Below are 23,645 nucleotides of genomic sequence, written 5' to 3'. Positions count from 1 at the left end.
TTACGACCAGGGGCCAAGCAGCCCGGCGACGACGCGACTGCGCTTGCTGACGACCACGAATTCCCGCCTGCGACCGGCGGGGGAAGCGGAGAGGCGATGGCTAAGAATTTCGGCGACTTCCGCTATATGACGTTCGACGTCGTGGGCACGCTGATCGATTTCGAGGGCGGCCTCGTCGATTGTCTGGCGGAGATCGCCCGCGAGGCCGGAGCGCCCTTCGATGGCGAGCAAGCCCTCAGCCTCTACCGAGCGGCCCGGTACATGCCCGATGTACAGCATTTCCCCGACGATCTCGCCCGCGTCTACGGTTTGATCGCACCGAAGCTCGGCCTGCCGACCGACGAAAGCCATGCCCGGCGCCTGCGCGACTCCGTCAAGGACTGGCGCCCCTTCCCGGACAGTGCCGACGCACTTGCCCGCTTGTCGAAGCGCTACAAGCTGATCGCGATGACCAATGCCCAGCGCTGGGCGTTCGAGCATTTCGCCAGCGCGCTCGGAAACCCGTTCTATGCCGGCTTCACCGTCGACGATACCGGCACGGAAAAGCCCGACCCGGCCTTCTTCGAGCAGGTCTTCGCCTTCGTCGAGAAGGATGGCGGCTCGCGCGAGCAGATCCTGCATGTCGCGCAGAGCCAGTACCATGACATCGGAATCTCCCGGAAGTTGGGCCTGACCAATTGCTGGATCCAGCGACGGCACGCCCAACCCGGCTATGGCGGCACGATCGAGCCTGAACGCTTCACCGAACCCGACTTCCACTTCACCTCGATGGGCGCGCTCGCCGACGCTGCCGAGGGCAGTCTGGTAGCCTGAAGGAACCCGTAACGAAGAAGACCAACGCCGGAACAACGGCGCAAATCAGAACAGGGGAATGAGCATGACCGATAAGATTTCTTCCAGCTGGACGAGCGCCGACGACTCCTTCGTCGAAAATGCGATCCGCCGCGGCGCCAGCCGCCGCGACCTCCTGCAGATGCTGATGGCCGGCGGCCTCGCCGCCTCCGCCAGCAGCCTCGTGCTGGCGCGCGCCACCTCCGCGCTCGCGGCGACGCCGGTCAAGGGCGGCAACCTGAAGGCTGCCGGCTGGTCCTCCTCGACCGCCGACACGCTCGACCCGGCCAAGGCCTCGCTGTCGACGGACTATGTCCGCTGCTGCGCCTTCTACAACCGCCTGACCTTCCTGGACGGCGACGGCAAGCTGCAGATGGAGCTCGCCGACAAGTTCGAGACCAAGGACGCCAAGGTCTGGACCGTCACGCTCAAGAAGGGCGTCACCTTCCATGACGGCAAGCCGCTGACCTCGGCCGACGTCATCTACTCGTTGAAGCGCCATCTCGATCCGGCCGTCGGCTCGAAGTCGAACTCGCTTGCGAAGCAGATGACGGAGTTCAAGGCTGTCGATCCGCTGACCGTCGAGATCACGCTTGCGGCGCCGAACGGCGACCTGCCGACCATCCTGTCGACGCACCACTTCATGATCATCGCCGACGGCACCACGAACTTCGCCAAGGCGAACGGCACCGGCGCCTTCACCTGCGAGTCCTTCGAGCCCGGCGTGCGCTCGATCGCCGTCAGGAACAAGAACTACTTCAAGTCCGGCGGCGCGAACCTCGACTCCTTCGAGTTCTTCGCGATCACCGACGACACCGCGCGCGTCAACGCGCTGCTCTCGGGCGATATCCAGATGGCCGCCGCGATCAACCCGCGCTCGATGCGCCTGGTCGAGAGCCAACCGAACGTGGTGCTGTCGAAGACCACGACCGGCAACTACACCGACCTCAACATGCGGCTGGACATGGCGCCCGGCAACAAGGCGGATTTCGTGGCGGGCATGAAATACCTGCTCAACCGCGAGCAGATCCAGAAATCGGCGCTTCGTGGCCTGGCCGAGATCGCCAACGACCAGCCCGTTCCGCCGATGAACGTCTATCACAACAAGGACCTGAAGCCGAAGGCGTTCGACCCCGAGCGCGCCAAGTCGCTCTTCCAGAAGGCGGGTGTTCTCGGCCAGTCGATCCCGATCGTCGCCTCGGATGCCGCCGGCTCCTCGGTCGACATGGCCGTGCTGATCCAGCAGGCCGGCAACGCGATCGGCATGAAGTTCGACATCCAGCGCGTTCCCTCGGACGGCTACTGGTCGAACTACTGGCTGAAGGCCCCGGTCCATTTCGGCAACATCAACCCGCGGCCGACGCCGGACATCCTATTCTCGCTGCTCTACGCCTCCACGGCGCCTTGGAACGAGAGCCAGTACAAGTCCGAGAAGTTCGACAAGATGCTGCTCGAGGCACGCGGCTCGCTCGACGAAGCCAAGCGCAAGCAGATCTATGGCGAGATGCAGGTGATGGTCGCCGACGAGGCCGGCACCGCGATCCCGGTCTACATCTCGAATGTCGACGCCATCTCGAACAAGCTCAAGGGCCTGCTCCCCAATCCGCTTGGCGGGATGATGGGCTACGCCTTCGCCGAGTACGTCTGGCTCGAAGGCTAAAGCCCTTTTCTCCTGCGGGCCGGGCGCGTGCGTCCGGCCCCCCTTTCGTGTCACACTCCACCTGGAGGTGTCAGCTGCGGGAGCGTCGATGAACCTTCACCTGTGGTCCCTGCTGGGCGGACGGCTGCTCGTCGCGTTGCTGACGCTGCTGATCGTCTCCTTCGTGGTGTTCTGCGCCACCCAGATCCTGCCCGGCGACGTGGCGGAGGTGCTGCTCGGCCAGGCGGCGACGCCTGAGGCCGTGGCGGGCTTGCGCGCGGCGATGCATCTCAACGACCCGGCGATCCTGCGCTTCTTCCGCTGGCTCGGCGGCATGCTGACAGGCGATCTCGGCATTTCCTACGCCAATAACCGGCCGATCGCGGAGCTCATCGCCGGGCGCCTCAGCAATTCGCTCCAGCTCGCGGCGGCAACCGCGCTCTTCTCGGTCCCGATCGCGCTCGCGCTCGGGATCACCTCCGCCATGCTGCGCGGCTCGCTTTACGACCGCTCGGTCACAATGGCGACGATCACGGTGATCTCGGTGCCGGAATTCATGATCGCAACCGCCGGCGTGCTGATCTTCGCGGTCTGGCTGAAATGGCTGCCGGCGCTTTCCTTCGCGCGGGATATCCACTCCTTCGGCGAGATGCTGCGCATCTACGCGATGCCGGTCTTCACGCTCAGCTTCGTCATCTCGGCCCAGATGATCCGCATGTCGCGCGCCGCCGTCGTAGAGGCGCTCAACACGCCCTATGTCGAGATGGCGCAGCTCAAGGGCGCATCGCGCCCGCGGGTCGTGCTGCGCCATGCGCTGCCCAACGCGCTCGGCCCCATCGTCAACGCCGTCGCGCTGTCGCTTTCCTATCTGCTCGGCGGCGTCATCATCGTCGAGACGATCTTCAACTATCCCGGCATCGCCAAGTTGATGGTCGATGCCGTGGCGACACGAGACCTACCTCTCATCCAGAGCTGCGCGATGATCTTCTGCGTCGTCTACCTGCTCCTGATCACGACGGCGGACGTCATCGCCATCCTGTCCAACCCGAAATTGCGCTGACCATGGCCATCGACGCAGCCAATACGACAGCCGCCAGCCCGCGCCGAGCCGGGTATCGGTTCAACCTCACGGGCTGGATCAGCCTGATCATCATCTTGGCCTGGGCAACGGTCGCGATCCTCGCGCCGTATGTGACGCCCTATGGCATCAGCGACATCGTCGACACAGACTATTTCGGCTCGATGAGCCTGCAGTTTCCGCTCGGGACGGATTATCTCGGCCGCGACATGCTCTCGCGCATCATGTTCGGCGCGCGCTACACCGTCGGCATCTCGCTGGCGGCGACGCTGATCGCCTGCACCATCGGCGTCACGCTCGGCATGGCGGCGGCCGTAACCGGTGGCTGGTTCGACACGGTGCTGAGCCGCTTCGTCGATGCGCTCAGCTCGATCCCCAGCAAGCTGTTCGCTCTCGTCGCCGTTGCCGGCGTCGGTTCCTCGATCCCTGTGCTGATGCTGATCCTCGGCATCATCTACACGCCCGGCTCCTATCGCTTCGCCCGGGCGCTCGCGGTCAACGTCAACACCACGGATTTCGTCACCGTGGCGCGCATCCGCGGCGAGAGGCTGAGCTACCTGATCCGCGCCGAAATCCTGCCCAACATCGCCGGGCCCGTGCTGGCCGATGTCGGGCTGCGCTTCGTCTTCATCGTGCTGCTTTTGTCCGGCCTGTCCTTCCTCGGCCTCGGCGTGCAGCCGCCGGAGGCCGACTGGGGCTCGCTGGTGCGCGAGAATATCGGCGGGCTGCCGTTCGGCTCGCCGGCCGTGATGGCGCCTTCCTTCGCCATCGCCAGCCTGACGATCGCGGTGAACCTGCTGATCGACAACCTGCCGCAGAAGATCCGCGACCGGAGCGAATGATGAGCCCTCTCGTCGAAATCCGGAACCTCAAGGTCGAGGCGACCACCGATGCCGGCCGCCGCGTCGAAATCATCAAGGGCGTGAGCTTCGAGATCGCGCCCGGCGAGATCGTCGCGCTGATCGGCGAGAGCGGCTCGGGCAAGACCACGATCGCGCTGACCCTGCTCGGCTACACGCGCGCAGGCTGCCGCATCACCGGCGGCAGCGTGCGCATCGACGGCCGCGACATGGCCGCCTTGCCGGAGAAGGAGCGAACAAAGGTCCGCGGCGTCACGGTCTCCTATGTGCCGCAGAGCGCGGCCGCTGCCTTCAATCCGGCGCAGCGGATCATGGACCAGGTGATCGAGATCACCCGCATCCATGAGCTGATGCCGCGTGCCGAGGCCGAGGCCAAGGCGGTGGACCTGTTCCGTGCGCTCTCACTGCCCTCGCCCGAGACGATCGGCGGGCGCTATCCGCACCAGGTTTCCGGCGGCCAGTTGCAACGCTTGTCAGCGGCCATGGCGCTCATTGGCGATCCGAAGGTCGTGATCTTCGACGAACCGACGACCGCCCTCGACGTCACCACGCAGATCGAGGTCCTGCGCGCCTTCAAATCCGTGATGCGCCAGAGCCGGATGGCCGGCGTCTATGTTTCGCACGACCTGGCGGTCGTCGCCCAAATCGCCGACCGCATCGTCGTGCTCAAGGGCGGCGTCATCCAGGAAGTCGGTGCCACCGCACAGATCCTGTCGGCGCCGAAGCACCCCTACACTCAGGAACTGCTCGCCGCCTTCGCGCCGCCCGGGCGCGTCCCCGCACAAGTGGCGAGCCCGGAAGGCGCGGCTCCACGCCCCGTGCTGGAACTCGCATCCATCAGCGCCGGCTACGGCAAGCTGCAGGCGGACGGAACGCCGCTGATCCTGGCCGTCGACAAAGTCAGCTTCAGGCTGGAGCGCGGGCGCAATCTCGGCATCATCGGCGAATCCGGCTGCGGAAAATCGACGCTCGCCCGCTCCATCGCCGGCATCATCCCACCCTCGTCCGGCACGATCGCCTTCAACGGCAAGCCAATGGCACCGCGGGCACAGGACCGCAGCGTCGATGAATTGCGCAAGCTGCAGATCGTGTTCCAGTCGGCAGATACCGCGCTGAACCCGGCCAAGTCGATCGAGGACATCCTGGGCCGGCCGCTTGCCTTCTACCACGGCCTGCGCGGCGCCGCCCGCGATGCGCGCATCGACCGGCTGCTCGAGCTGGTGCACTTGCCTCGCGCCCTGAAGCACCGGCTGCCGAGCGAATTGTCGGGCGGGCAGAAGCAGCGCGTGAACCTGGCACGAGCGCTGGCCGCCGATCCCGAACTGATCCTCTGCGACGAGATCACCTCCGCGCTCGACACCGTTGTGGCCGCGGCCATCATCGAGTTGCTCAAGGACCTGCAGCGCGAGCTCGGCCTGTCCTATCTCTTCATCAGCCACGACCTGACGACCGTGCAGGCGATCTGCGACGAGGTCGCGGTCATGTATCGCGGCGTGAAGGTCGAGCAGTTGCCGGCCGACCAGGTCGGCAAAGCCGGCGGCCACCCCTATGCGCGCCTGCTGATGTCGTCGGTACCCAAGCTCGACCCGGCCTGGCTCGACAAGCTCGAACGTGACCCGGAACTCGTCGCCGCCTTCTCGAAGCGCTGATGCGGCCCTAGCTCGCGGCCGTGATCGGAAAGAGGCTCGTCAGCGGCATATGCGGCTTCACGATTGGTGATTTCAGCACGACGAAGCTGAAATATTTATCGATGCCGATATCAAGGTCGATCAGCCGTTCCATCAGCGTCTGGTATTCGATGATGCCGCTGGTCACGAACTTGACGAGATAGTCATAGCCGCCCGAGACCAGATGGCACTCGATCACCTGGTCGAGCTTTTCGATGGCGGCCAGGAAGCGCGCAAAATCGATCTGCCGGTGGTTCTTGAGGGTCACCTCGGTGAAGACCGTCAGCGTCTGGCCGAGCTTGCCGATGTTGATGCGGGCGGAATAGCCGGTGATGTAGCCGTCCTGCTGCAGCTTCTTGACCCGCATCAGGCACGGGCTCGGCGACAGATTCACCAGCTCGGCCAGCTCGACATTGGTGATCCGACCGTTCTTCTGCAGCTCGTAGAGGATCTTGATGTCGATCTGGTCAAGCTTCATGGGTGGTCCCCCTCGATCGACAAACAAGCCACGCTGCGCCTCGCGGCCCGGCGCTCCCACAGCAGATCATGCCGCAAACGATGCGCAGTGTCTAACAGGTGCCGGGCGCAGGCGATGTCAGAATTGGCCTGTCGAAACCGAAGGAAATGCCGTGGCGATCCGATCTGCGGTGCACACCCCCGGCGGTCAGCCGATAATCTCGCCTCCGCAAGGGAGACCGTGATGCCGGCGCCACTGTTCGAAATCGAAACCAGCCCCGCTTTGCCGGAGAGTGCCGATGTCGTGGTCATCGGCGGCGGCATCGTCGGAGTCTGCGCCGGCTACTATCTCGCGCGCCGCGGCCTGAAGGTCGCTCTCGTCGAGAAGGGCCGCATCGGCGCCGAACAGTCGAGCCGCAACTGGGGCTGGTGCCGCCAGCAGAATCGAGACGCCCGCGAACTGCCGATGGCGACGGAAAGCCTCACGCTTTGGGATCGCCTGGCAGGAGATATCGGCGAGGATTTGGGTTTTCGTCGTTGCGGTCTGCTTTATTTGAGCGACGACGACGCACAGCTCGCCGGCTGGGCGAAGTGGCGCGATTTCGCGGTCGGCGAAGGCGTCGTCACCCATATGCTCTCGTCCGACGAAGCCTCGGCTCGCGGCAGCGCGACCGGCAGGCGCTGGAAGGGTGGCGTATTCTCGCCGACGGACGGCACGGCCGATCCCGTCCGAGCCGCCCCGATGATCGCGCGCGGCATCCTCAAGGCAGGCGGCAGCGTGCATCAATTCTGCGCCGCGCGCGGCATCGAGACGGAGGGCGGGCGCGTCTCGGCCGTGGTGACGGAAAAAGGCACGATCCGCACCACGACGATGGTACATGCCGGCGGCGCCTGGGCCTCCTCCTTCCTCAACCAATACGGCATCCGCTTTCCGCAATCCTCGGTGCGCCAGTCGATCATGTCTGTCTCGCCTGGGGTGATTGGTCTTCCCGATGCGCTGCACACCGACGAGATATCGGTGACGCGTCGCAGCAACGGCGGCTACACACTGTCGATCAGTGGCAGGGCCCGCGTCGACCCCACGCCGCAGCAACTGCGCTTCGCCCGGCAGTTCGTGCCGATGTTCCTGCGGCGCTGGCGCAGCCTCGCCATCGGCGGGCTCGAAGGCTGGAAGGCCGGCCACGAGACTCTCGGTCGCTGGAAGCTCGACGCACCGACCCCGATGGAGGCGAACCGCATCCTCGATCCGACGCCCGATCCGCGCCAGATCGCAGAGACCCATGCCCGCGCCCAGCGCCTGCTTCCGAGCCTCAAATCCGTGCCGGTCGCGGCGCGCTGGGCCGGCTATATCGATTCGACACCGGACGGCGTGCCCGCCATCGGCGAACTCGCTGGCCTGCCCGGCTTCATCCTCGCGGCGGGGTTCAGCGGCCATGGCTTCGGGATCGGCCCGGGCGCCGGCCATATGATCGCGGATATCGTCACCAGCGCGAAGCCGATCGTCGATCCCACTCCCTACAGGCCCGAGCGACTGGAGGGTTCCGCCTTCGGGAAGGTGGCGGAATTCTAGCGGCCGCCCTACCCGGATCGGGCCGCATAAGTCCGTCTTATGGGTTCGACACGAATTCGTCTTGTCGCTCGCTCCGGCAGGTACGGATGCTGCATAGCCTGGTCCGGATAACCGGGTGTCCACGAAGCAAAAAGGGGAACGGGATGATCGGGTTCAGAACAACGGTTGCGGCGCTCGGTATGATGGTCGCTGCTGCGACCGCGCAGGCGCAGACGGTCTACAAGGTTGGCTCGACACCCACCGGCACGCCCTTCACCTTCCTCGACGCGAAAACCAACACCATCCAGGGCATGATGGTCGATGTCATCGAGGAGATCGGCAAGGATGCCGGCTTCAAGGTCGAGATTCAGCCGATGCAGTTCTCGACGCTGATCGCATCCCTGACCTCCGGCAAGATCGATATCATTTCCGCCGCCATGTACGGCTCCCCTGAGCGCGCCAAGGTCGTGGACTTCAGCCAGGACGTCTACGCCTATGGCGAGGGTCTGGTGGTCCAGTCCGGCGACGCCAAGGAATATGCCGGCTTCGAGGACCTCAAGGGCAAGAAGGTCGGCGGCCAGATCGGCACGCGCTATATCGACGCCCTCAAGGCATCGGGCGCACCGGCCGAGGTGAACGCCTATGACAGCCTGCCCGACATCCTGCGCGACGTTTCCAATGGCCGCCTCGATGCCGGTATCGGCGACTATCCGATCCTGGCCTACAACCTCGCGCAGGGGCGCTTCCCGCAGTTGCGGCTGGTCAAGTCCTACAAGCCGTCGGTGCCCGGCCCGATCAATATCGCCGTCAAGCAGGGCAATGCCGAGCTGCTGGCGAAGATCAATACCAGCCTTGCGAACATGAAGAAGGATGGCCGCTTCGACACGATCCTGAAGAAGTGGGGTCTCTGAGCGCGCTCGATATCATCCACATCCAGCCATGACGCATTTTCTCAGCCAGGTTCCAACGTACCTGCCGATCCTGATGCAGGGAGTTTACCTCACTCTGCTGGTCACGCTCGGCGCCTTCGTCCTCGCGACGGCGCTGGGCCTGGTCTGGGCCTTCATGCGGGTGAGCGGCATCGCGCCGCTCGCCTGGACGGCGCGCACGATCATCGTGATCGTGCGCGGTATCCCCGGCATCGTCACCCTGTTCTACATCTACTTCGTGCTGCCGGATCTCGGCCTGTCGCTGAGCGCCGTGCAGGCCGCCATCATCGGCCTCGGCATCGCCTATTCGCCCTACATGGCCGAGGTCTTCCGCGCCGGCATCGAGGCGATCGACCGCGGGCAGACGGAGGCCGCTTTGTCGATCGGCATGGGCTGGGGCCTGTTGATGCGGCGCGTCGTCCTGCCCCAGGCGATCCGCGTGGCGCTGCCTCCCTATGGCAGCACCATGATCATGCTGCTGAAGGATTCCTCGCTCGCCTCGACGATCACCGTCGCCGAGCTCTCGCTGCAGGGCAAGCTGCTGGCATCCTCCACCTTCGAGAACACCACGATCTTCACGATGGTCGCGCTGATCTACCTAGCGATGAGCCTGCCGCTCACCGCGTTCAACGGCTGGCTCGAACGACGCATGAGGCAGGCCCGATGAGCATCATCGAACTGCGCAACATCAGAAAATCTTTCGGCACGCTCGAGGTCATCCACGATGTCTCCTTCTCGGTCGAGAAGGGTGAGGTCGTCTGCATCATCGGACCGTCCGGTTCCGGCAAGTCGACGCTCCTGCGCTGTATCAACGGTCTGGAGACCTATCAGGGCGGCGAGATCGCGGTACACGGCGAGCGGGTCAATACCGGCTCATCCAGCATCCGTCAGGTGCGGACCCGTGTCGCCATGGTTTTCCAGCGCTTCAACCTGTTCCCGCACCGGACAGCGCTGGAAAACGTCGCGGAAGGCCCGATCTTCGTGAAGAAGGAGCCGCGCGAGGAGGTTCTCGCCCGCTCGCGCGACCTGCTCACCCGTGTCGGGCTCGGCGCCAAGCTGGATGCTTATCCCGGCCAGCTCTCCGGGGGCCAGCAGCAGCGTGTCGCGATCGCGCGCGCGCTCGGCATGAAGCCCGACGCGATCTTGTTCGACGAGCCGACCTCGGCTCTCGATCCGGAGCTCGTCGGCGAGGTCCTTGCCGTTATGCGGTCTCTGGCCGACGAAGGCATGACGATGGTCGTCGTCACCCACGAGATGGGGTTTGCCCGCGAAGTCGCCGATCGCGTGCTATTTCTGGACGGCGGCGTTCTGGTCGAACAAGGCCCGCCCGACGCAGTGCTGAGCCGGCCGCAACATCCGCGAACGCAGGATTTCCTGCGGCGCATCCTGCCCTCGTGAGGACATACGCATGGCTCGCCTGACCGGCCCGTTCTTCAGCGATGATGCGGTCGACACGCCGTATTGGTGGGGTGCGGCAACGCCTGCGGCACAGCCTGCGGTCGAACTGCCGACGCAAAGCGAAGTTACCGTCGTCGGTGCCGGCTTCACCGGGCTCAATGCTGCGCTGACCTTGGCGCGCGCCGGCAAGCAGGTCACCGTGCTGGACGCGGAAGCTCCCGGCTGGGGCGCCTCCTCCCGCAATGGCGGCATGCTCGGCCCCGGCTGGGCCACGTTCGACACCGCGATGGCCTATGGGCCCGACAAGGCGCGCGCCATCGTCGAGGAAAGCTTCCTCGCCCTTCAGCACGTCAAGGATGTGGTGGCGCGCGAGGCCATCGCCAGTGATCTCGCTGTGGTCGGCTATTTCCGAGGAGCGATGACGCCGCGCCTCTATGAGGCAATGGGGCGCAATCTCGACCGCATCGGCAAGGTGATGCCCTGCGATGCCTATCTGGTCCCGCGCGCCGAACAGCAGGGCGAGATCGGCACCGAGCTCTACCACGGCGGCCTCGCGATGCCCGGTTATGCCGGCCTGCACCCGGCCCGCTATGTCGCCGGTCTCGCCGAAGCCGCGCGCCGGCTCGGCGTGCAGATTGTCAGCGGCGCCCGGGTCACGGCGATCTCGCCGCAGGCCGGCGGGTTCAATCTCTCGGTGGGCGAGCGAAAGACTGCGGCGAAACAGCTGCTCGTCGCCACCAACGGCTATACCGGCGCGCTTCTGCCCTTCCTGCAGCGGCGGATCATCCCCATCCGCAGCGCATTGATCGCGACTGGCCAGCTGCCGGCCGAGGTAATGGACCGCCTGATGCCGAAGCGGCGTATGCTGGCTGGCAGTCAGCGCGTCGTGACCTATTACCGCCCCTCCCCAGACGGCACCCGGATTCTCTTCGGCGGGCGCGTGCTCAAGGTGACCGGCGAGAACGTCGCCCACGCCAATGCCGCGCATCTGCGCAAGCAGATGCTGCAGGTCTTCCCCGAGCTGGAGCGAACCCCGATCACGCATTACTGGCACGGCCAGACCGGCTTCACCTTCGACAAGCTGCCCCATCTCGGCGAGCAGGACGGCATCTTCTACGCCTGCGGCTATAACGGCACCGGCATCGCTCGCGCGAGCTGGTTCGGCCACAAGATCGCGCAGCGCATGCTCGGCGACGCGGAGCAACCCAGCGCCTATGCCGACCTGCCCTTCCGCAGCCGCCCGCTCTATTACGGCAAGCCCTGGTTCCTGCCGCTCGCGGTGCTCTTTTACGAAATGCGGGATCGCTGGGACCAGCGATAGATCACGGGCGAAGCCCAACCGCGCTTGAGGCTGGACATCCGCGCCACCGGCGGCGATGTCTGCGCTATCGCTGTTGATGGGACGACAGATGCGGGCGCGCCAACTCGAAGTCTTCTGCACGCTGATGCGCTGCGGCACGGTGACCGGCGCCGCCGCGATGCTGAACATCTCGCAGCCGGCCCTGAGCCAGATCCTCCTCCATGCCGAGGACCAGCTCGGCTTCAAGCTGTTCAACCGCGTGCGCGGGCGCCTGGTGCCAACGCAGGAGGCCGAGGAGCTCTATTCCCAGGCCGAGCACATCTTCGGAGAGCTCGATGCGCTCCGGCGCCGAACGGTCGACATGCGGCATGGGCGCACCGGCCTCGTCCGGCTCGCGGCGTCCGCCCCACCGTCCATGTCGATCGTGCCGAGGGCGCTGACCACCTTTCGGGAAGCCCATCCCGAAATCGTCGTGCGCTCGCTGATCGCCTCGCAGACGGCCATCGTCGAGATGTTGCGCAATGGCGAGGTCTCCCTCGGCATCGCGATGAACAACCTGCCGCATCCGGGCATCCACGCCGAGACGGTCGGGCGCGCCACGCTGGTCTGTGTCATCTCGACGGAGCATCGGCTGGCAAGGCTCGACAGCATCCGTTTCGCCGATATCCGTGACGAGACCCTGATTTCCTACCGGGCGGATACCTTGCCCGGCCGGTTTCTGGCCGCCACCGCGGAAGCCGAGGATTTCGTCTACGCCCCGGCGATCGAGATCGATCTCTCGATCACGGCCCTGCCCTATGTCCGCGACGGGCTGGGTATCGCCATCGTCGACAGCCTCCTGCCCTGGGAGCAGTTCAACGGTGTCGTGACTCGGCCTTTCGAGCCCAGGATGGAAGTCCCGATCGCGATCCTGACCAGCAATGACCGGCCACTCTCCGGCAGCCATGAACTGATGCGCGACTGCCTGCGCGCAGCCTGCCGGGATTTCAACCGCGCCGCCGGCACCTGAACGCGCGGCATCAGCCGTCGGCTGCAGCGTCCTGAATCAGCGCGCCGATCAGGGCCGGCCTCACCGGCGCCTGCCCGCGCAGCCGGCCCGCTGCCGCGGCGCAGCCATGGCCCGCGCTGCCGGCGACGATTTCTGCCGCGGCCAGTTCGCAATAGCGGCCCTGGCAGCGCCCCATGCCGGCGCGCCCGAGCGATTTGACGCGATTGACCTCGCCACCGCCGAAATCGACGGTCCGGCGCAGCTCGCCGGCCGTCACGCCTTCGCAACGACAGACCATCGTCTCATCCGGCAATCCGACCGCAGTCTCGGCGGGCCAGGGAAAGGCCGCAGCGACGCCGCGTGCGAAGCGGTTGAGCCGGGCCAGCCGACGCTTATCCGCCGCCATATCCGGTACTGGAAAACCGAGATCCTGCAGACAGGCCGCCGCTGCGAGCCGCCCCGCAACCTCTGCCCCATCGGCGCCGAGAATCCTGAACCCGTCCCCGGCGAGATAGACGCTGCGTCCCGCGCGTCCCATGGCATCGGCTTTCGGGAGCCATTGCCGCCAGGTTTCCTCATAGGTGAAGTCGCAGCCGGCCAGGTCCGCGAGGCGCGTCTCGGCCCGCAGGTGCCAGCCGAGGCCAACCGCATCGCAGGCCGTACGCTGGCTCCGGCCCGCTTCGTCGCGCCAGAGCACGGCGGCTGGACCGCGCTCATCCGCCTCGACGCGATCCAGCTGGACGCCGGCATGATAGAGCCGACCAAGGCTGCGACGCATCATCAGCCCGCGCAGGGCAAAGAGCGGCCTCGCCGAGAGACCGGAGAAGCCGCGCAATTGCTGGCGCATGGGCGCGGTATCGAGGACCGCCGCGACCTGCCCTCCGGCCTTCAGCAATTGAACCGCAAGCAGGGTGAGCAGCGGGCCGGAGCCAGCCAGCACGATGCGCCGTCCCAGCGCCGCCCCTTGCGCCTTCAGCGCGATCTGCATCGCGCCAAGCCCGTAGACGCCGGCGTTCTCCCAGCCTGGCACGGGCATGACGCGATCCATCGCGCCAGTGGCGAGGATCAGCCGGTCATAGGAAATCCAGCGCGAACCCATGCCATCGAGCGCCTGCAACCGCTCGGCCGTGATGGCGATGACCGAACTGCGGGGATGATGAACGAGGCGGCCCGCCGCCGCCAGGGCATCGAAGGTCTGGTGCAGCGCGACGGCCTTGGCAGCCTCCGAGCCATAGAGGGCCTCGGGCGGGCGCGTGAAGCCCTGCGGCGGACGGCGATAGATCTGGCCTCCGGCACGCTCGCCTTCGTCGATAACGATGGGCACCAGCCCTCCGGCGACCAGCGCCTCGGCAGCCCGTATCCCGGCCGGGCCAGCCCCGACGACAACGACCCGCGGTCCTGCGGCCTCCGTCATGGCCACTCTACCGGAGCGTCGGACAAGAGGCGCATGCCTTCGATCAGCGGCGTCGAACAGGCGCGCAGCCTCGGTCCATCCTCCTGCCAGATCCAGCAGTCCTGACAGGCTCCCATCAGACAGAAGCCTGCACGGGCCTCCGGGCCGAATTCCGAGCGGCGCAGAGCCGGCGCGACCGAGAGCACAGCGCTGAGCACGGTGTCCCCCGTCAAAGCCCCCCGCTCAGCTCCATCAAGGAAGAAGCGCAGCGGGGCGCGATCCACCTCGGCCAATCGGACCAGACGGCCAGCCCCTGCATTCGCGGCTGCGCTCATTCGGCCGCCTCGGCGTGGACAAGCTCCGGCTCCGGCATCTCGGGAAACCGCGCCCGCGCCGCAGCAAAAGCCTCTTCGACACCATCAGCGCCAGTTCTTCCCTTCATCCGTCGGAAAATCTCGGTCTTGGCGAAGAAGCGCCAATGGATCGGCAGGCCGGCAAGCAAGGCCGTCAGCCTGTCATAAGCGTCCCGCGTCCACTGCGCCTCGTAGCCGTCGCGCTCCGGGCCGAAATGGAAGTGGCCCGATACCGGCGCGCGGTCGGCGCGCCGTGCCTTGGTCGCTTGCTCATCCAGGACTTCGCCCTGCATGACGACGCCATAATCCCGCTCCGCCGCTTCCGGCGAAACATAGCCGCGCACGACATCCTCCGCCACGCGCCATGCCTCCCGGTCGAAGGGATGACCACGGCCGCCGCCGCCGGCCGAGCGGATCTCCAGCACGTCACCGGGCTGCAGAACAGCGGTGTCGATGTTGCCGAGCCGCCGCTCCTCCGGCTGGCCTGGATTGACCACCATGTCGGAGAGGCCCGCCGCCTTGCCGCCCAGCACGCCCCAAGGCCGGAAGAAGCTGCGGTCGCGATTGCGGGCGGTGATGCGGCTGTCCGGCGCGAAGACGCGGAACGCCATGTCGGTAGCCAGCCCGCCGCGCCAGCGCCCGGCGCCGCCACTGTCCCTGGCCAGCCCGTATTTGACGAACTCCACCGGTGTCTCGGTCTCGGTGATCTCGATCGGCGTGTTCTTGAGATAAGCGGCATCCGCCCCCGAGCCATTGGTGCCGTCGCGATGCGGCATGCCGCCGCCGCCGCCGACCACCGGGTTCACCGCGGCGATGACAGTCCGGCTCGTGCGCTCGTCCGTCGTCATCACGTTGATGATGCAGTTGTTGCCGGCGGGCGCCGCCGGCAGCCGCTCCGGCACAGCCTGCGAAAACGCCCCGAAGATCACCGAACGAAGCCTGGCGCAGGTGAGCGAACGCATGCCGACCGCAGCCGGGAAGACGGGGTTCAGGACCGTCCCCTCCGGCGTGATGCAGGTGAACGGGCGCGTTAGCCCGGTATTGAGCAGGATCTTCGGATTCAGCGTGTAGAGGACGTAGTAGACCCCGACGAGCAGGATCGTGTGTCGCGGATTGCCGCCGCTTGGCACGTTGAGCGAGGAGCCGAGTTGCGGATCGGAGCCGGTGAAGTCGAGCACCGCCTCGTCGCCCCGGATGGTCAGCTTGAGCTTCAGGCGGCAGGGATTGGCCTCGACTGAATCCTCGTCGGCATAATCGGCGAACTCCCAGGTGCCGTCCGGCATGCCGCGCAGCACCTCGCGCGCCTGCGCCTCGGCATGGTCGAGCAGGGCGTCGACGCCACCGAGGAAGGCCTCGCGGCCGAACTTCTCGATCATGGCCAGCACCTTGCGCTCGCCGGTGTTGAGCGCGCCGACCAGCGCCTTGATGTCCCCGATGTTCAGGTCCGGCTTGCGAACATTGGTCGTCATGATCCGAAGGATCTGCTCGTCGAAGACCCCTTCGTTGACGAGCTTCATCGGCGGAAAGCGGATGCCCTCCTGATGGATCTCGGTAAGCGCCCGTGACAGCGAGGCCGGCACGGCGCCGCCCATGTCGGTGTTGTGGATATGGCCGCCGGTCCAGGCCACGATCTCGCCCTCGTGAAAGACCGGCTTCCAGAGATGGGTATCGGGTGCATGGGTCGCGACGAAGCAGGAATAGGGATCGTTGGTGAAGGCGACGTCGCCCGGCTTGTAATCGTCGACCATCGCGAGCGCCGGCGCCCAGGACAGGCCGGGATACCAGGTCGCGCCCAATTCCATCGGCACGGCGAAGGTGTCGCCGCTGCGGCTGATCAACATCACCGTGAAATCCTCCGTCTCCTTGACGAAGGCGGAATGGGCCGTGCGGTGCAGCGTATGCGCCATGTTCTCGGCGGCGGCACGCGCGTGGTTCGCGAGCACCTGAAGCTTCATCCGGTCAAACATCGGCATCACTCCGCGAAAGTCAGATGAAGGTTGAGATGGCCGTCGATGCGGGCCGTCGCCCCGGCGGGAATGGCAACCGTGGTGTCCTCCTGCGCGACGACGGCCGGGCCCGCGAAACGGCTGCCGGGCGGTAGATCGGCGCGACGGTAGAGGCCGACGACCCTCCGCGCCCCCCCGGTATGAATTTCGAGCGTGCGTTCCGGCGTCGCGGCCGCATCGATCTCGCTGGCCTCCGGGAAGGTGAGGATAGGTCCCGCACCGATGGCCGAGAGACGCAGGTTCACGATCTCGACGCGACCATGAAGATCATCGAAGTCGTAGATTCGGGCATGTGTTTGATGAAACTCGCGGGCGATGGCCGCCGGGTCGCCGGATTCGAGCCAGGCGGGCTGCAAGGGGACCTCGATCTCGTAGCTCTGCCCGACATAACGCATATCCGCCGAGAATCTGAGATCGGCCGGGCCGGCATGGCCCTGTGCCGCAAGCCAGCGGCGCCCTTCCTGGACCATGGCGGCGGCGGCGGCCTTCAACTGCGGCAATACCGCAGCCGAAAGCTCGGCGAAGAGCGTCCGGACGAAATCGCCGCGCAGATCCGCGACGAGGCCGCCCAGTGCCGAGACGACGCCCGGCCGTCGCGGCGCCAGCAGCCTGGTCATGCCGAGTTCGCGGGCGAGGAACGCACCGAGCATCGGACCGCCGCCGCCGAAGGGCATCAGGGTGAAGTCCTTCAGGTCGACGCCGGCCCGCGACGACAGCTTCTCGACCTCGACGAACATCTCGGAGACGGCGATATCGAGGATCGCCTGCGCCGTGTCGTCGAGCGGTCGACCGAGTTGCTCGGCCAGACGCCCAACCGCTCCGCTGGCAAGGCCGGCATCCATCTTGAGCTGGCCATAGGCCATCTCGCTATGGCCGAGCCAGCCGCAGACCACCATGGCGTCGGTGACGGTCGCCTGCTCGCCGCCGCGCCCATAACAGGCCGGCCCCGGCGTCGAGCCGGCCGATTCCGGTCCGACCCGAAGCACGCCCTGCCCATCGACGGTCGCGATCGAGCCACCGCCAATGCCGATCGAGCTGACAGAGACCGAGGGGATGTAAAGCGGGAACTCGCCAATCATCTCGCCGGTGCCGTATTGGGGCTCGCCGTCGATGATCAGGGCGAAATCGGCGGATGTGCCGCCGATGTCGAGCGTCAGCACACGCTTCTCGCCGGCCTGACGCGCGAACCAGGTCGCCCCGATCACGCCCGAGGCCGTACCGGACAGAAGCATGGAAACGCATGCGCGCTTGCCCTCGGCGGCATTCATCACGCCGCCGTTCGACTTGGTCAGAAGCGCGCGCGCCGGCACGCCCCGGTCCGCCAGCCGCTGCTCCAGCGCCGTCAGATAGCCGGCGATGCGGGGATGGACATAGGCGTTGAGGATCGCCGTCGTCGTCCGCTCATATTCGCGGATCACCGGCCAGACCTCGGAGGACGTGAAAACGAAGAGTTCGGGAGCAATCCGGGCGATCTCGGCCTTCACCGTCTCCTCCTGCGCGCCGTCACGCCAGGCATGCAGGAAGGCGATGACGATGCCGACGGCCCCGCGCGCCTTTGCCGAAGCGACAGCGGCCGCGACAACGTCGAGATCGGGCTTCACCGTCTCGCGACCGTCCGAGCGCATCCGGGCCGGGATACCAAACACGCGGTCGCGGGTGATGAGCTGCTCAGGGCGGCAGCAGAACAGCGAATAGGTCTCGGGCATGCGCAGCCGCGCGAGTTCGATCACGTCCTCAAAGCCGGCATTGGTGAAGAGAGCGAGCGACGCTCCCTTGCGCTGGATGATGGTGTTGACGCCGACCGTCGTGCCGTGGACGAAGCGGGTTACCGCTTGCGGATCGAGGCCTTCGCGCTCGGCAAGCAAAGAGAGGCCGGTCATCAGTTCCGCGCCCGGATCGTCAGGCGTGGTCAAGACCTTCAGCGACGCGACCTGGCCCGAGCGCGTCTCGAGCGCGCAGAAGTCGATGAAGGTGCCGCCGATATCGACGCCGACCTTCCAGTCCGCACTCGACACTGTTCCATCGTCCATGTCCGCTCCTCTTGCTGGCGGCCGGAAGCTGGCACGGCAGCGGCGGGGTGGTCCAAGAGACATGCAGGGCAGGTCCATAGGCCGGACTTATGGCCTGCCGGCCATCGCGTCTTTGACGGCTCCGCGCGCCCGCGTCAGGTTCGGCCGCGTGGAGATTTGCCGCCTGTACGGCAAGAGGCTGGACATGGATGTAATCGTTGTCGGCGGCGGCCTGATGGGAACCGCTGCAACCTTCTTCCTGAGGCGGCGCGGCCTGACGGTCACGCTGATCGAACGCAACCGTGTCGGAACGGGCGCCACCGTCGCCTCCTTCGGCAATATCCGCCGGACCGGGCGCCATCTCACGCAATTGCCGTTGGCGCATCGCTCCCGGACGCTCTGGGGCGACGCAGAGCGCCTGCTCGGCCGCGACGTGGAGTTCCGCGCGACCGGCCATCTCCGGCTGATCTTCGAAGAGGATGCGCTGACCGACATGCGCACCTATGCCGATGCCGCGCGGCCCTGGGGACTGGAACTCGAGGAACTCGGCGCCGACGAGGTCTGGGCGCGCTTTCCCGGCCTCGGCCCCGGAGCGATCGCGGCCTCCTTTTCCCCGCATGACGGCTCCGGCAATCCGCGCCTGATCGCGCCGGCTTTCGCCGATGCGGCGCGACGACTTGGCGCGGAGATCGTCGAGGAATGCGAGGCCGGCAGCATCGATAGGACCGAAGCCGGCTTCCGCGTCACGACATCCAAGGGCGTGTTCGAGGCCGGAAGACTGCTGAACACCGCCGGTGCGTGGGGCGCGCGGATCGCCGCGCAATTCGGCGAGCCGGTGCCCCTCACCTCGCGCGGGCCACAGATGGGCGTCACCGAACCCCTGCCCCATAGCATCCTGCCGGTCGTCGGCATCTGGACTCGTCGTCACGGCACCGACGCCTATTTCCGCCAGGTCGAGCGTGGCAACATCGTCTTCGGCGGCGCGGCCGAACGGGTCGACGTACCACTCGATCCAGGCCACGCCAAAGCCGATCCGGCGCGGCTTCCAGCCCAGCTTCGCGCCCTGAGACAGCTCTTGCCGGCCCTGGAGAAAGTCTCGATAATCCGTACCTGGTCGGGCTGCGAGGGTTATCTGGCCGACATGCTGCCGGTCATGGGACCATCAGGCACGACGCCGGGGCTGTTCCACGCCTTCGGCTTCAGCGGACACGGCTTCCAGCTCGGCCCGGGCGTCGGTGATACGATGGCCGAGCTGATCGCGACGGGCACGACCGACATCCCGCTTCACGACTTCCGGATCGAGCGCTTCGCCGACGCGAAAAGCGGCCGAAGCTCCGCCGCGGCCTGATCGCGCCGGCGGCTCAGAGCTTGGAGCAAAGCCGGTAAGCCTCGTAGATCGCGGAATAGAGGTCGCGGCTCGACACGGCGTCGCCGATGCGGTGCAGGAGGAAACTCCCCGGCGTGGGCGCGGCTGCCTCCTCGCTCCCCAGCATGAACGCGATATCGGTCACCCCGTCATTGGCCGAGAGATGCCGCAATTCGTGATAGATCTCGGCGGCCGGCAGCGTGCCGTATTCGACGACGATCTGGCTGGCCTCGACCTGGCTTTCCGCGCCGGTCAATTCGTTGCGGAATGTGGCCTGCAGGGCGTTGCCCCGGCGCTGGACCTTCTCCAGCCTGACATCGACGAGCGAGCGGATGCCCAACTCGGCGAAGCGCTTACGAAAACTGGACTTGTCGATGTAGGTCATCTCGATGGCGAGGGCGTCGTCGGGTGTTGCGATGCTGACCGACCTGCCCTGCCGGGCAAGCTGCAGCGCGCAGGACGCGGCAGCCTGGCGCCCCGTCCCGTCATAGACGAGCGCGTCGTTCTTGCCTGGCACCGTGCCGGTCAGCACATCCCAGACGCTGTCGCAGAGGTCGGCGCCGTCGAACCAGTCGGTATCCGGAATGCCGCCGGTGGCGACGATTACGAGGTCCGGCGCCTCGGCGCGAACCGTGTCGGCCTCCGCATAGCAGTTCGTTCGCATATCGACCCCGAGCCGTTCGAGCTCGGCGATGCGCCAATCGACGATGCTGATCAGGTCGCGACGCTCCTCGGCAGCGGTCGCGACGAGCAACTGCCCGCCCAGCCTGGCCGCAGCCTCGAACAGCACGACCGAATGCCCTCGCTCCGCGCAAACGCGAGCGGCTTCCAGACCGGCCGGACCGCCGCCGACCACCACGGCCTTCAGGAGACGCGACGCCGGCGCGACCTCATGGCTGAGCAGCGTTTCGCGCCCGCTGGCGGCGTTGTGGATGCAATTGACCTTCTTGTAGAGGCAGTAGGAGGCCCCGACGCAGGGGCGGATCCGATCCTCCTCCCCGCGCCTGATCTTCTCGACCAGATGCGGATCGGCGATATGGGCGCGCGTCATGCCGATCAGGTCGACGACGCCCTCGCGGATGGTATGGCGGGCCGTCGCGACATCGCGAATGCCGCCGGCGTGGATCAGCGGCAGCTTCGTCTCGCGCCGGAACTGCGCCACCGAAGCGAGATAAGGCGCGTTGCGCTGGAATAGGCCGGGCATGTTGTCCTCGGCCAGCGCGAGATCGGTATCCATGCGGCCGTAGATGCAGTTGAAATAGTCGATATGGCCTTCGCGCTCGAAGATCCGGGCGAGTTGCAGGCAATCCTCGAAATCCGAACCGTCGGCCACGCCCTCGTCGATCACGAAGCGGATGCCGACGATCGCCTCGTCGCCGACTCGCTTGCGGATCGCCTCATGGACCATGAGCCCGAAACGCGCCCGGTTCTCCGGCGAGCCGCCGAAACCGTCGCTGCGCTTGTTGGTGCGCGGTGACAGGAACTGGCCGATCAGATGGCCGCCGGTCACCGTCTCGATGCCGTCGAGCCCGCCCCGCATGCAGCGCAGCGCGGCATCGGCATAGTCACGGACGATCCGCGCGATATCCGCATCGTCCATTTCCTTGGGGAAGTTGCGGTTGCGCGCCTCCCTGACGCGCGATGGCGCCAGCACCGGAAGCCAGTTCCCCCCATAGGAGGTCGCGCGCCGACCGAGATGCGAGACCTGGCACATCACGGCCGCACCATGGCGGTGAATGCGCTCGGACAGCGCCGCCAGATGGGGAATGATGCGGTCGCTGGAGAGATCGAGCTGGCCGCCGCCCCAGCTCGAATCCAGCGATGTCATCGCCGAACCGCCGATCATCGTCATGGCGAGGCCGCCGCGAGCCTTTTCCTCGTGATAGCGCTGATACCGTTCGAGCGGCAAGCCGCCATCGTCCAGCATCGAGGCATGGCTGGTGCTGACGATGCGGTTGCGAAACCGCAGCTTCTTGATGACGAAATGCTCCAGAAGCGGGTCGCGCGACGCGGCGATGGGCTGATCCGGCATGGCAACCGTTGCGCTCATCGAATAGCCTCCCTGTGATCGACAACCTCGGCGATCATGTCGGCAAGTCTGGAACCGTACCAGATTTAAAAACCGTGGGAGAAGCAGGCATCGTAAACTTAACGGCAGCGAGGCAAGAGTATGGCGCCGGTCGTCTTCGCCGTTCATGCCCGAGCGATTTGCGCCCAAAGGTTCATCGCGGTTGCGCGCATATCGCGATGATGGCTGGATGTAATGTCGTGGCGCGGAATGTGGAACAGGTTGGCGATCGGGTCGTGGATGGAAACGAAGCGTTGTAGCTGTCGCTGTGACTTGAAGCGCTTCATGATCCGCTCTCGTCGTCGCACTGGCTGGTGGGAATTCTCCGCCCGATTGTTCAGCCCCTTGTGGGAGCGATGCTCGACACCTGGCATGATCTCCCGCTTTGCGGCGTCATAGGACCGAAGCTTGTCGGTGATCATCACCCGTGGCGCCCCGCCCTGACCCTTCAGGAGTTTGCGCATCAGGCGTTTTGCAGCCTTGGCACTTCGGCGGCTTTGTACCAGCACCTCGAGAACAAAACCGTCCTGATCCACGGCACGCCACAGCCAGTGCTTTCGGCCGCCGATCGAAACGACGACCTCATCGACGTGCCACTTGTCGCCGAGCCGACCGGATGAGCGGCGGCGGATTTCGTTGGCGAAGCTACGACCGAATTTCTCCGCCCAAAGCCGGACCGTCTGGTGCGAAACAATGATCCCGCGGGCATTGTCACGGGAACCTCAACGAGCCGGAATTCGCCCTGTGCAACGCCGCGCTTACGCGGCGGTGGTCGCGTATTGCCACTGTTGCGCGGCCGCGGCTCGAAAGAGACGCAGCGTCGCTCGGGAGATCAGATGGCGCTCGAGGTTGAAGAGATTGTGGACGGCGGCATGTACGGAGAGAAAGCGCTGCGCCGACATCGGCGACTTGAAGCGCTGCATCTTGCGCTCTCGTCGTCGGACCACCTGGTGTGAGTTCTCAGCCCGATTGTTGCGGCGCATGCCCTGCTCATGGCGCGCCGAGAGCCCCAGCTCTCGCCGTGCTGCGCCGTAGGATCGCAACTGGTCCGTCACCAGAACCTTGGGAGCAAAGCCATGCTTTTTGAGCAGTTTGCGCATCAGCCGTAAGGCAGCACCCTTATCCCGCCTCGATTGCACCAGTATGTCGAGGATCTCGCCCTCGCTGTCGACGGCTCGCCAGAGATACAGGTGCCGGCCCTGGATGCGGATCACCATCTCGTCGAGGTGCCAGGTGTCTGTCGGTTGCGGCCGCAGCCGGCGCAGGTTGCGGGCATAGCTGGAGCCAAACTTGAGGACCCATCGCCGGATCGTCTCRTACGAAATGTCGAGGCCGCGCTCCGCCAGAAGCTCCTCGACATCGCGGTAGCTCAAGGTGAACCGCAGATAGAGCCACACGGCGTGCCCGATCATCTCGGGCGGGAACTGGTGACGGGCGTAGGAAATCGGCTGCATGCCCCCTATCCTAACCCGCCAGGCTCACATCGCCCATTCCCGTGACATTGCCGGTCGACAGCCTGGTCCAGTTCCTCGAATGGTCGGCCTCGCCGCGGGCAAGCGGGTTCCTTGTCGAACGCCATCCGGAAACCGGGCGCCCGTTACGGGTCAATCGACCGCAACGGCGCTACTGAGCGATACCTTCGCGCCGTCATGCAGCTGTCGCGGATCTCATGGATGCTCGTTGCGCGGGGAGGCGTGCGAACGGCGGAAATAGGGCGAATTGCATCGCCCTAACAGCATTCGACGCGCCAACCCA

The 23,645-nt window shown here is 66.0% G+C and carries 19 protein-coding genes and 1 pseudogene; 12 read left to right on the top strand and 8 right to left on the bottom strand.

What is annotated here, in order from left to right:
• Window positions 1-96 precede the first annotated feature (96 nt).
• The 5 genes from AC1DVA_RS22075 to AC1DVA_RS22055 all read left to right on the top strand — a co-directional run bounded on the left by AC1DVA_RS22075 (window position 97) and on the right by AC1DVA_RS22055 (window position 6,057).
• Window positions 97-813: an HAD-IA family hydrolase gene (locus AC1DVA_RS22075; protein ID WP_265054528.1), complete on the top strand. Its 717-nt coding sequence runs from the start codon at window positions 97-99 to the stop codon at window positions 811-813.
• 64 nt (window positions 814-877) lie between these two features.
• Window positions 878-2,491, top strand: coding sequence for an ABC transporter substrate-binding protein (locus tag AC1DVA_RS22070; RefSeq protein WP_265054529.1), 1,614 nt, complete (start codon window positions 878-880; stop codon window positions 2,489-2,491).
• Window positions 2,492-2,579: 88 nt separating this feature from the next.
• A complete protein-coding gene (locus AC1DVA_RS22065) occupies window positions 2,580-3,530 on the top strand; it encodes an ABC transporter permease (protein ID WP_265054530.1) in 951 nt (316 codons plus the stop codon).
• 2 nt (window positions 3,531-3,532) lie between these two features.
• Window positions 3,533-4,390 carry an ABC transporter permease gene (locus AC1DVA_RS22060; RefSeq protein ID WP_265054531.1) on the top strand — a complete coding sequence of 286 codons (858 nt, stop codon included), beginning with the start codon at window positions 3,533-3,535 and terminating at the stop codon, window positions 4,388-4,390.
• Window positions 4,390-6,057 (top strand): ABC transporter ATP-binding protein, encoded by a 1,668-nt coding sequence (locus tag AC1DVA_RS22055; RefSeq protein ID WP_476807288.1) that lies wholly within the window; start codon window positions 4,390-4,392, stop codon window positions 6,055-6,057. Before AC1DVA_RS22060 ends, AC1DVA_RS22055 begins: the two co-directional genes overlap by 1 nt.
• 7 nt (window positions 6,058-6,064) lie before the next feature.
• On the opposite strand, the gene AC1DVA_RS22050 is transcribed toward AC1DVA_RS22055, so the two are convergent.
• Window positions 6,065-6,553 (bottom strand): Lrp/AsnC family transcriptional regulator, encoded by a 489-nt coding sequence (locus AC1DVA_RS22050; protein ID WP_265054533.1) that lies wholly within the window; start codon window positions 6,551-6,553, stop codon window positions 6,065-6,067.
• A 222-nt stretch (window positions 6,554-6,775) separates the two neighbouring features.
• Between AC1DVA_RS22050 and AC1DVA_RS22045 the strand changes: the two genes are divergently transcribed.
• The 6 genes from AC1DVA_RS22045 to AC1DVA_RS22020 all read left to right on the top strand — a co-directional run bounded on the left by AC1DVA_RS22045 (window position 6,776) and on the right by AC1DVA_RS22020 (window position 12,716).
• Window positions 6,776-8,101: an NAD(P)/FAD-dependent oxidoreductase gene (locus AC1DVA_RS22045; protein WP_265054534.1), complete on the top strand. Its 1,326-nt coding sequence runs from the start codon at window positions 6,776-6,778 to the stop codon at window positions 8,099-8,101.
• Window positions 8,102-8,244: 143 nt separating this feature from the next.
• Entirely contained in the window at window positions 8,245-8,991 is a 747-nt protein-coding gene (locus AC1DVA_RS22040) for an ABC transporter substrate-binding protein (RefSeq protein WP_265054535.1), read from the top strand.
• A 28-nt stretch (window positions 8,992-9,019) separates the two neighbouring features.
• Entirely contained in the window at window positions 9,020-9,676 is a 657-nt protein-coding gene (locus AC1DVA_RS22035) for an amino acid ABC transporter permease (protein WP_265054536.1), read from the top strand.
• 2 nt (window positions 9,677-9,678) lie between these two features.
• Window positions 9,679-10,407 carry an amino acid ABC transporter ATP-binding protein gene (locus AC1DVA_RS22030; RefSeq protein WP_265054894.1) on the top strand — a complete coding sequence of 243 codons (729 nt, stop codon included), beginning with the start codon at window positions 9,679-9,681 and terminating at the stop codon, window positions 10,405-10,407.
• A gap of 10 nt (window positions 10,408-10,417) precedes the next feature.
• Complete coding sequence (locus AC1DVA_RS22025) at window positions 10,418-11,728, top strand: NAD(P)/FAD-dependent oxidoreductase (RefSeq protein WP_265054537.1); 1,311 nt, start codon at window positions 10,418-10,420, stop codon at window positions 11,726-11,728.
• Between the two features lie 88 nt (window positions 11,729-11,816).
• Complete coding sequence (locus AC1DVA_RS22020) at window positions 11,817-12,716, top strand: LysR family transcriptional regulator (RefSeq protein WP_265054538.1); 900 nt, start codon at window positions 11,817-11,819, stop codon at window positions 12,714-12,716.
• A 10-nt stretch (window positions 12,717-12,726) separates the two neighbouring features.
• Here AC1DVA_RS22020 and AC1DVA_RS22015 read toward each other — a convergent pair whose 3' ends face one another.
• From AC1DVA_RS22015 to AC1DVA_RS22000, 4 genes are read right to left on the bottom strand one after another with little or no spacing between them, the layout of a single operon-like run.
• Window positions 12,727-14,109 carry an FAD/NAD(P)-dependent oxidoreductase gene (locus AC1DVA_RS22015; RefSeq protein WP_265054539.1) on the bottom strand — a complete coding sequence of 461 codons (1,383 nt, stop codon included), beginning with the start codon at window positions 14,107-14,109 and terminating at the stop codon, window positions 12,727-12,729.
• Window positions 14,106-14,423, bottom strand: a complete 318-nt coding sequence (locus AC1DVA_RS22010) for a (2Fe-2S)-binding protein (protein WP_265054540.1) — start codon at window positions 14,421-14,423, stop codon at window positions 14,106-14,108. Before AC1DVA_RS22010 ends, AC1DVA_RS22015 begins: the two co-directional genes overlap by 4 nt.
• Window positions 14,420-16,408: a hydantoinase B/oxoprolinase family protein gene (locus tag AC1DVA_RS22005; protein ID WP_265054541.1), complete on the bottom strand. Its 1,989-nt coding sequence runs from the start codon at window positions 16,406-16,408 to the stop codon at window positions 14,420-14,422. Before AC1DVA_RS22005 ends, AC1DVA_RS22010 begins: the two co-directional genes overlap by 4 nt.
• A 5-nt stretch (window positions 16,409-16,413) precedes the next feature.
• Window positions 16,414-18,477 (bottom strand): hydantoinase/oxoprolinase family protein, encoded by a 2,064-nt coding sequence (locus AC1DVA_RS22000; protein ID WP_265054542.1) that lies wholly within the window; start codon window positions 18,475-18,477, stop codon window positions 16,414-16,416.
• Window positions 18,478-18,661: 184 nt separating this feature from the next.
• On the opposite strand from AC1DVA_RS22000, the gene AC1DVA_RS21995 reads away from it, so the two are divergent.
• A complete protein-coding gene (locus AC1DVA_RS21995; protein WP_265054543.1) occupies window positions 18,662-19,804 on the top strand; it encodes an NAD(P)/FAD-dependent oxidoreductase in 1,143 nt (380 codons plus the stop codon).
• 13 nt (window positions 19,805-19,817) lie between these two features.
• On the opposite strand, the gene AC1DVA_RS21990 is transcribed toward AC1DVA_RS21995, so the two are convergent.
• The 3 genes and pseudogenes from AC1DVA_RS21990 to AC1DVA_RS21980 all read right to left on the bottom strand — a co-directional run bounded on the left by AC1DVA_RS21990 (window position 19,818) and on the right by AC1DVA_RS21980 (window position 23,344).
• Window positions 19,818-21,872 carry an oxidoreductase gene (locus AC1DVA_RS21990; protein ID WP_476807287.1) on the bottom strand — a complete coding sequence of 685 codons (2,055 nt, stop codon included), beginning with the start codon at window positions 21,870-21,872 and terminating at the stop codon, window positions 19,818-19,820.
• Window positions 21,873-22,015: 143 nt separating this feature from the next.
• Window positions 22,016-22,594: pseudogene (locus AC1DVA_RS21985) on the bottom strand (IS6 family transposase); the annotation flags it as partial.
• A 54-nt stretch (window positions 22,595-22,648) separates the two neighbouring features.
• The gene (locus AC1DVA_RS21980; protein ID WP_476807286.1) at window positions 22,649-23,344 is read right to left on the bottom strand and encodes an IS6 family transposase; all 696 of its coding nucleotides are present in this window, start codon (window positions 23,342-23,344) and stop codon (window positions 22,649-22,651) included.
• Window positions 23,345-23,645: the final 301 nt, after the last annotated feature.

The sequence above is a fragment of the Allobosea sp. P4_C6 genome (assembly GCF_056402015.1).
Note: the sequence above shows the minus strand (reverse complement) of the source record. Positions and strands in the feature narration are given on the sequence as shown.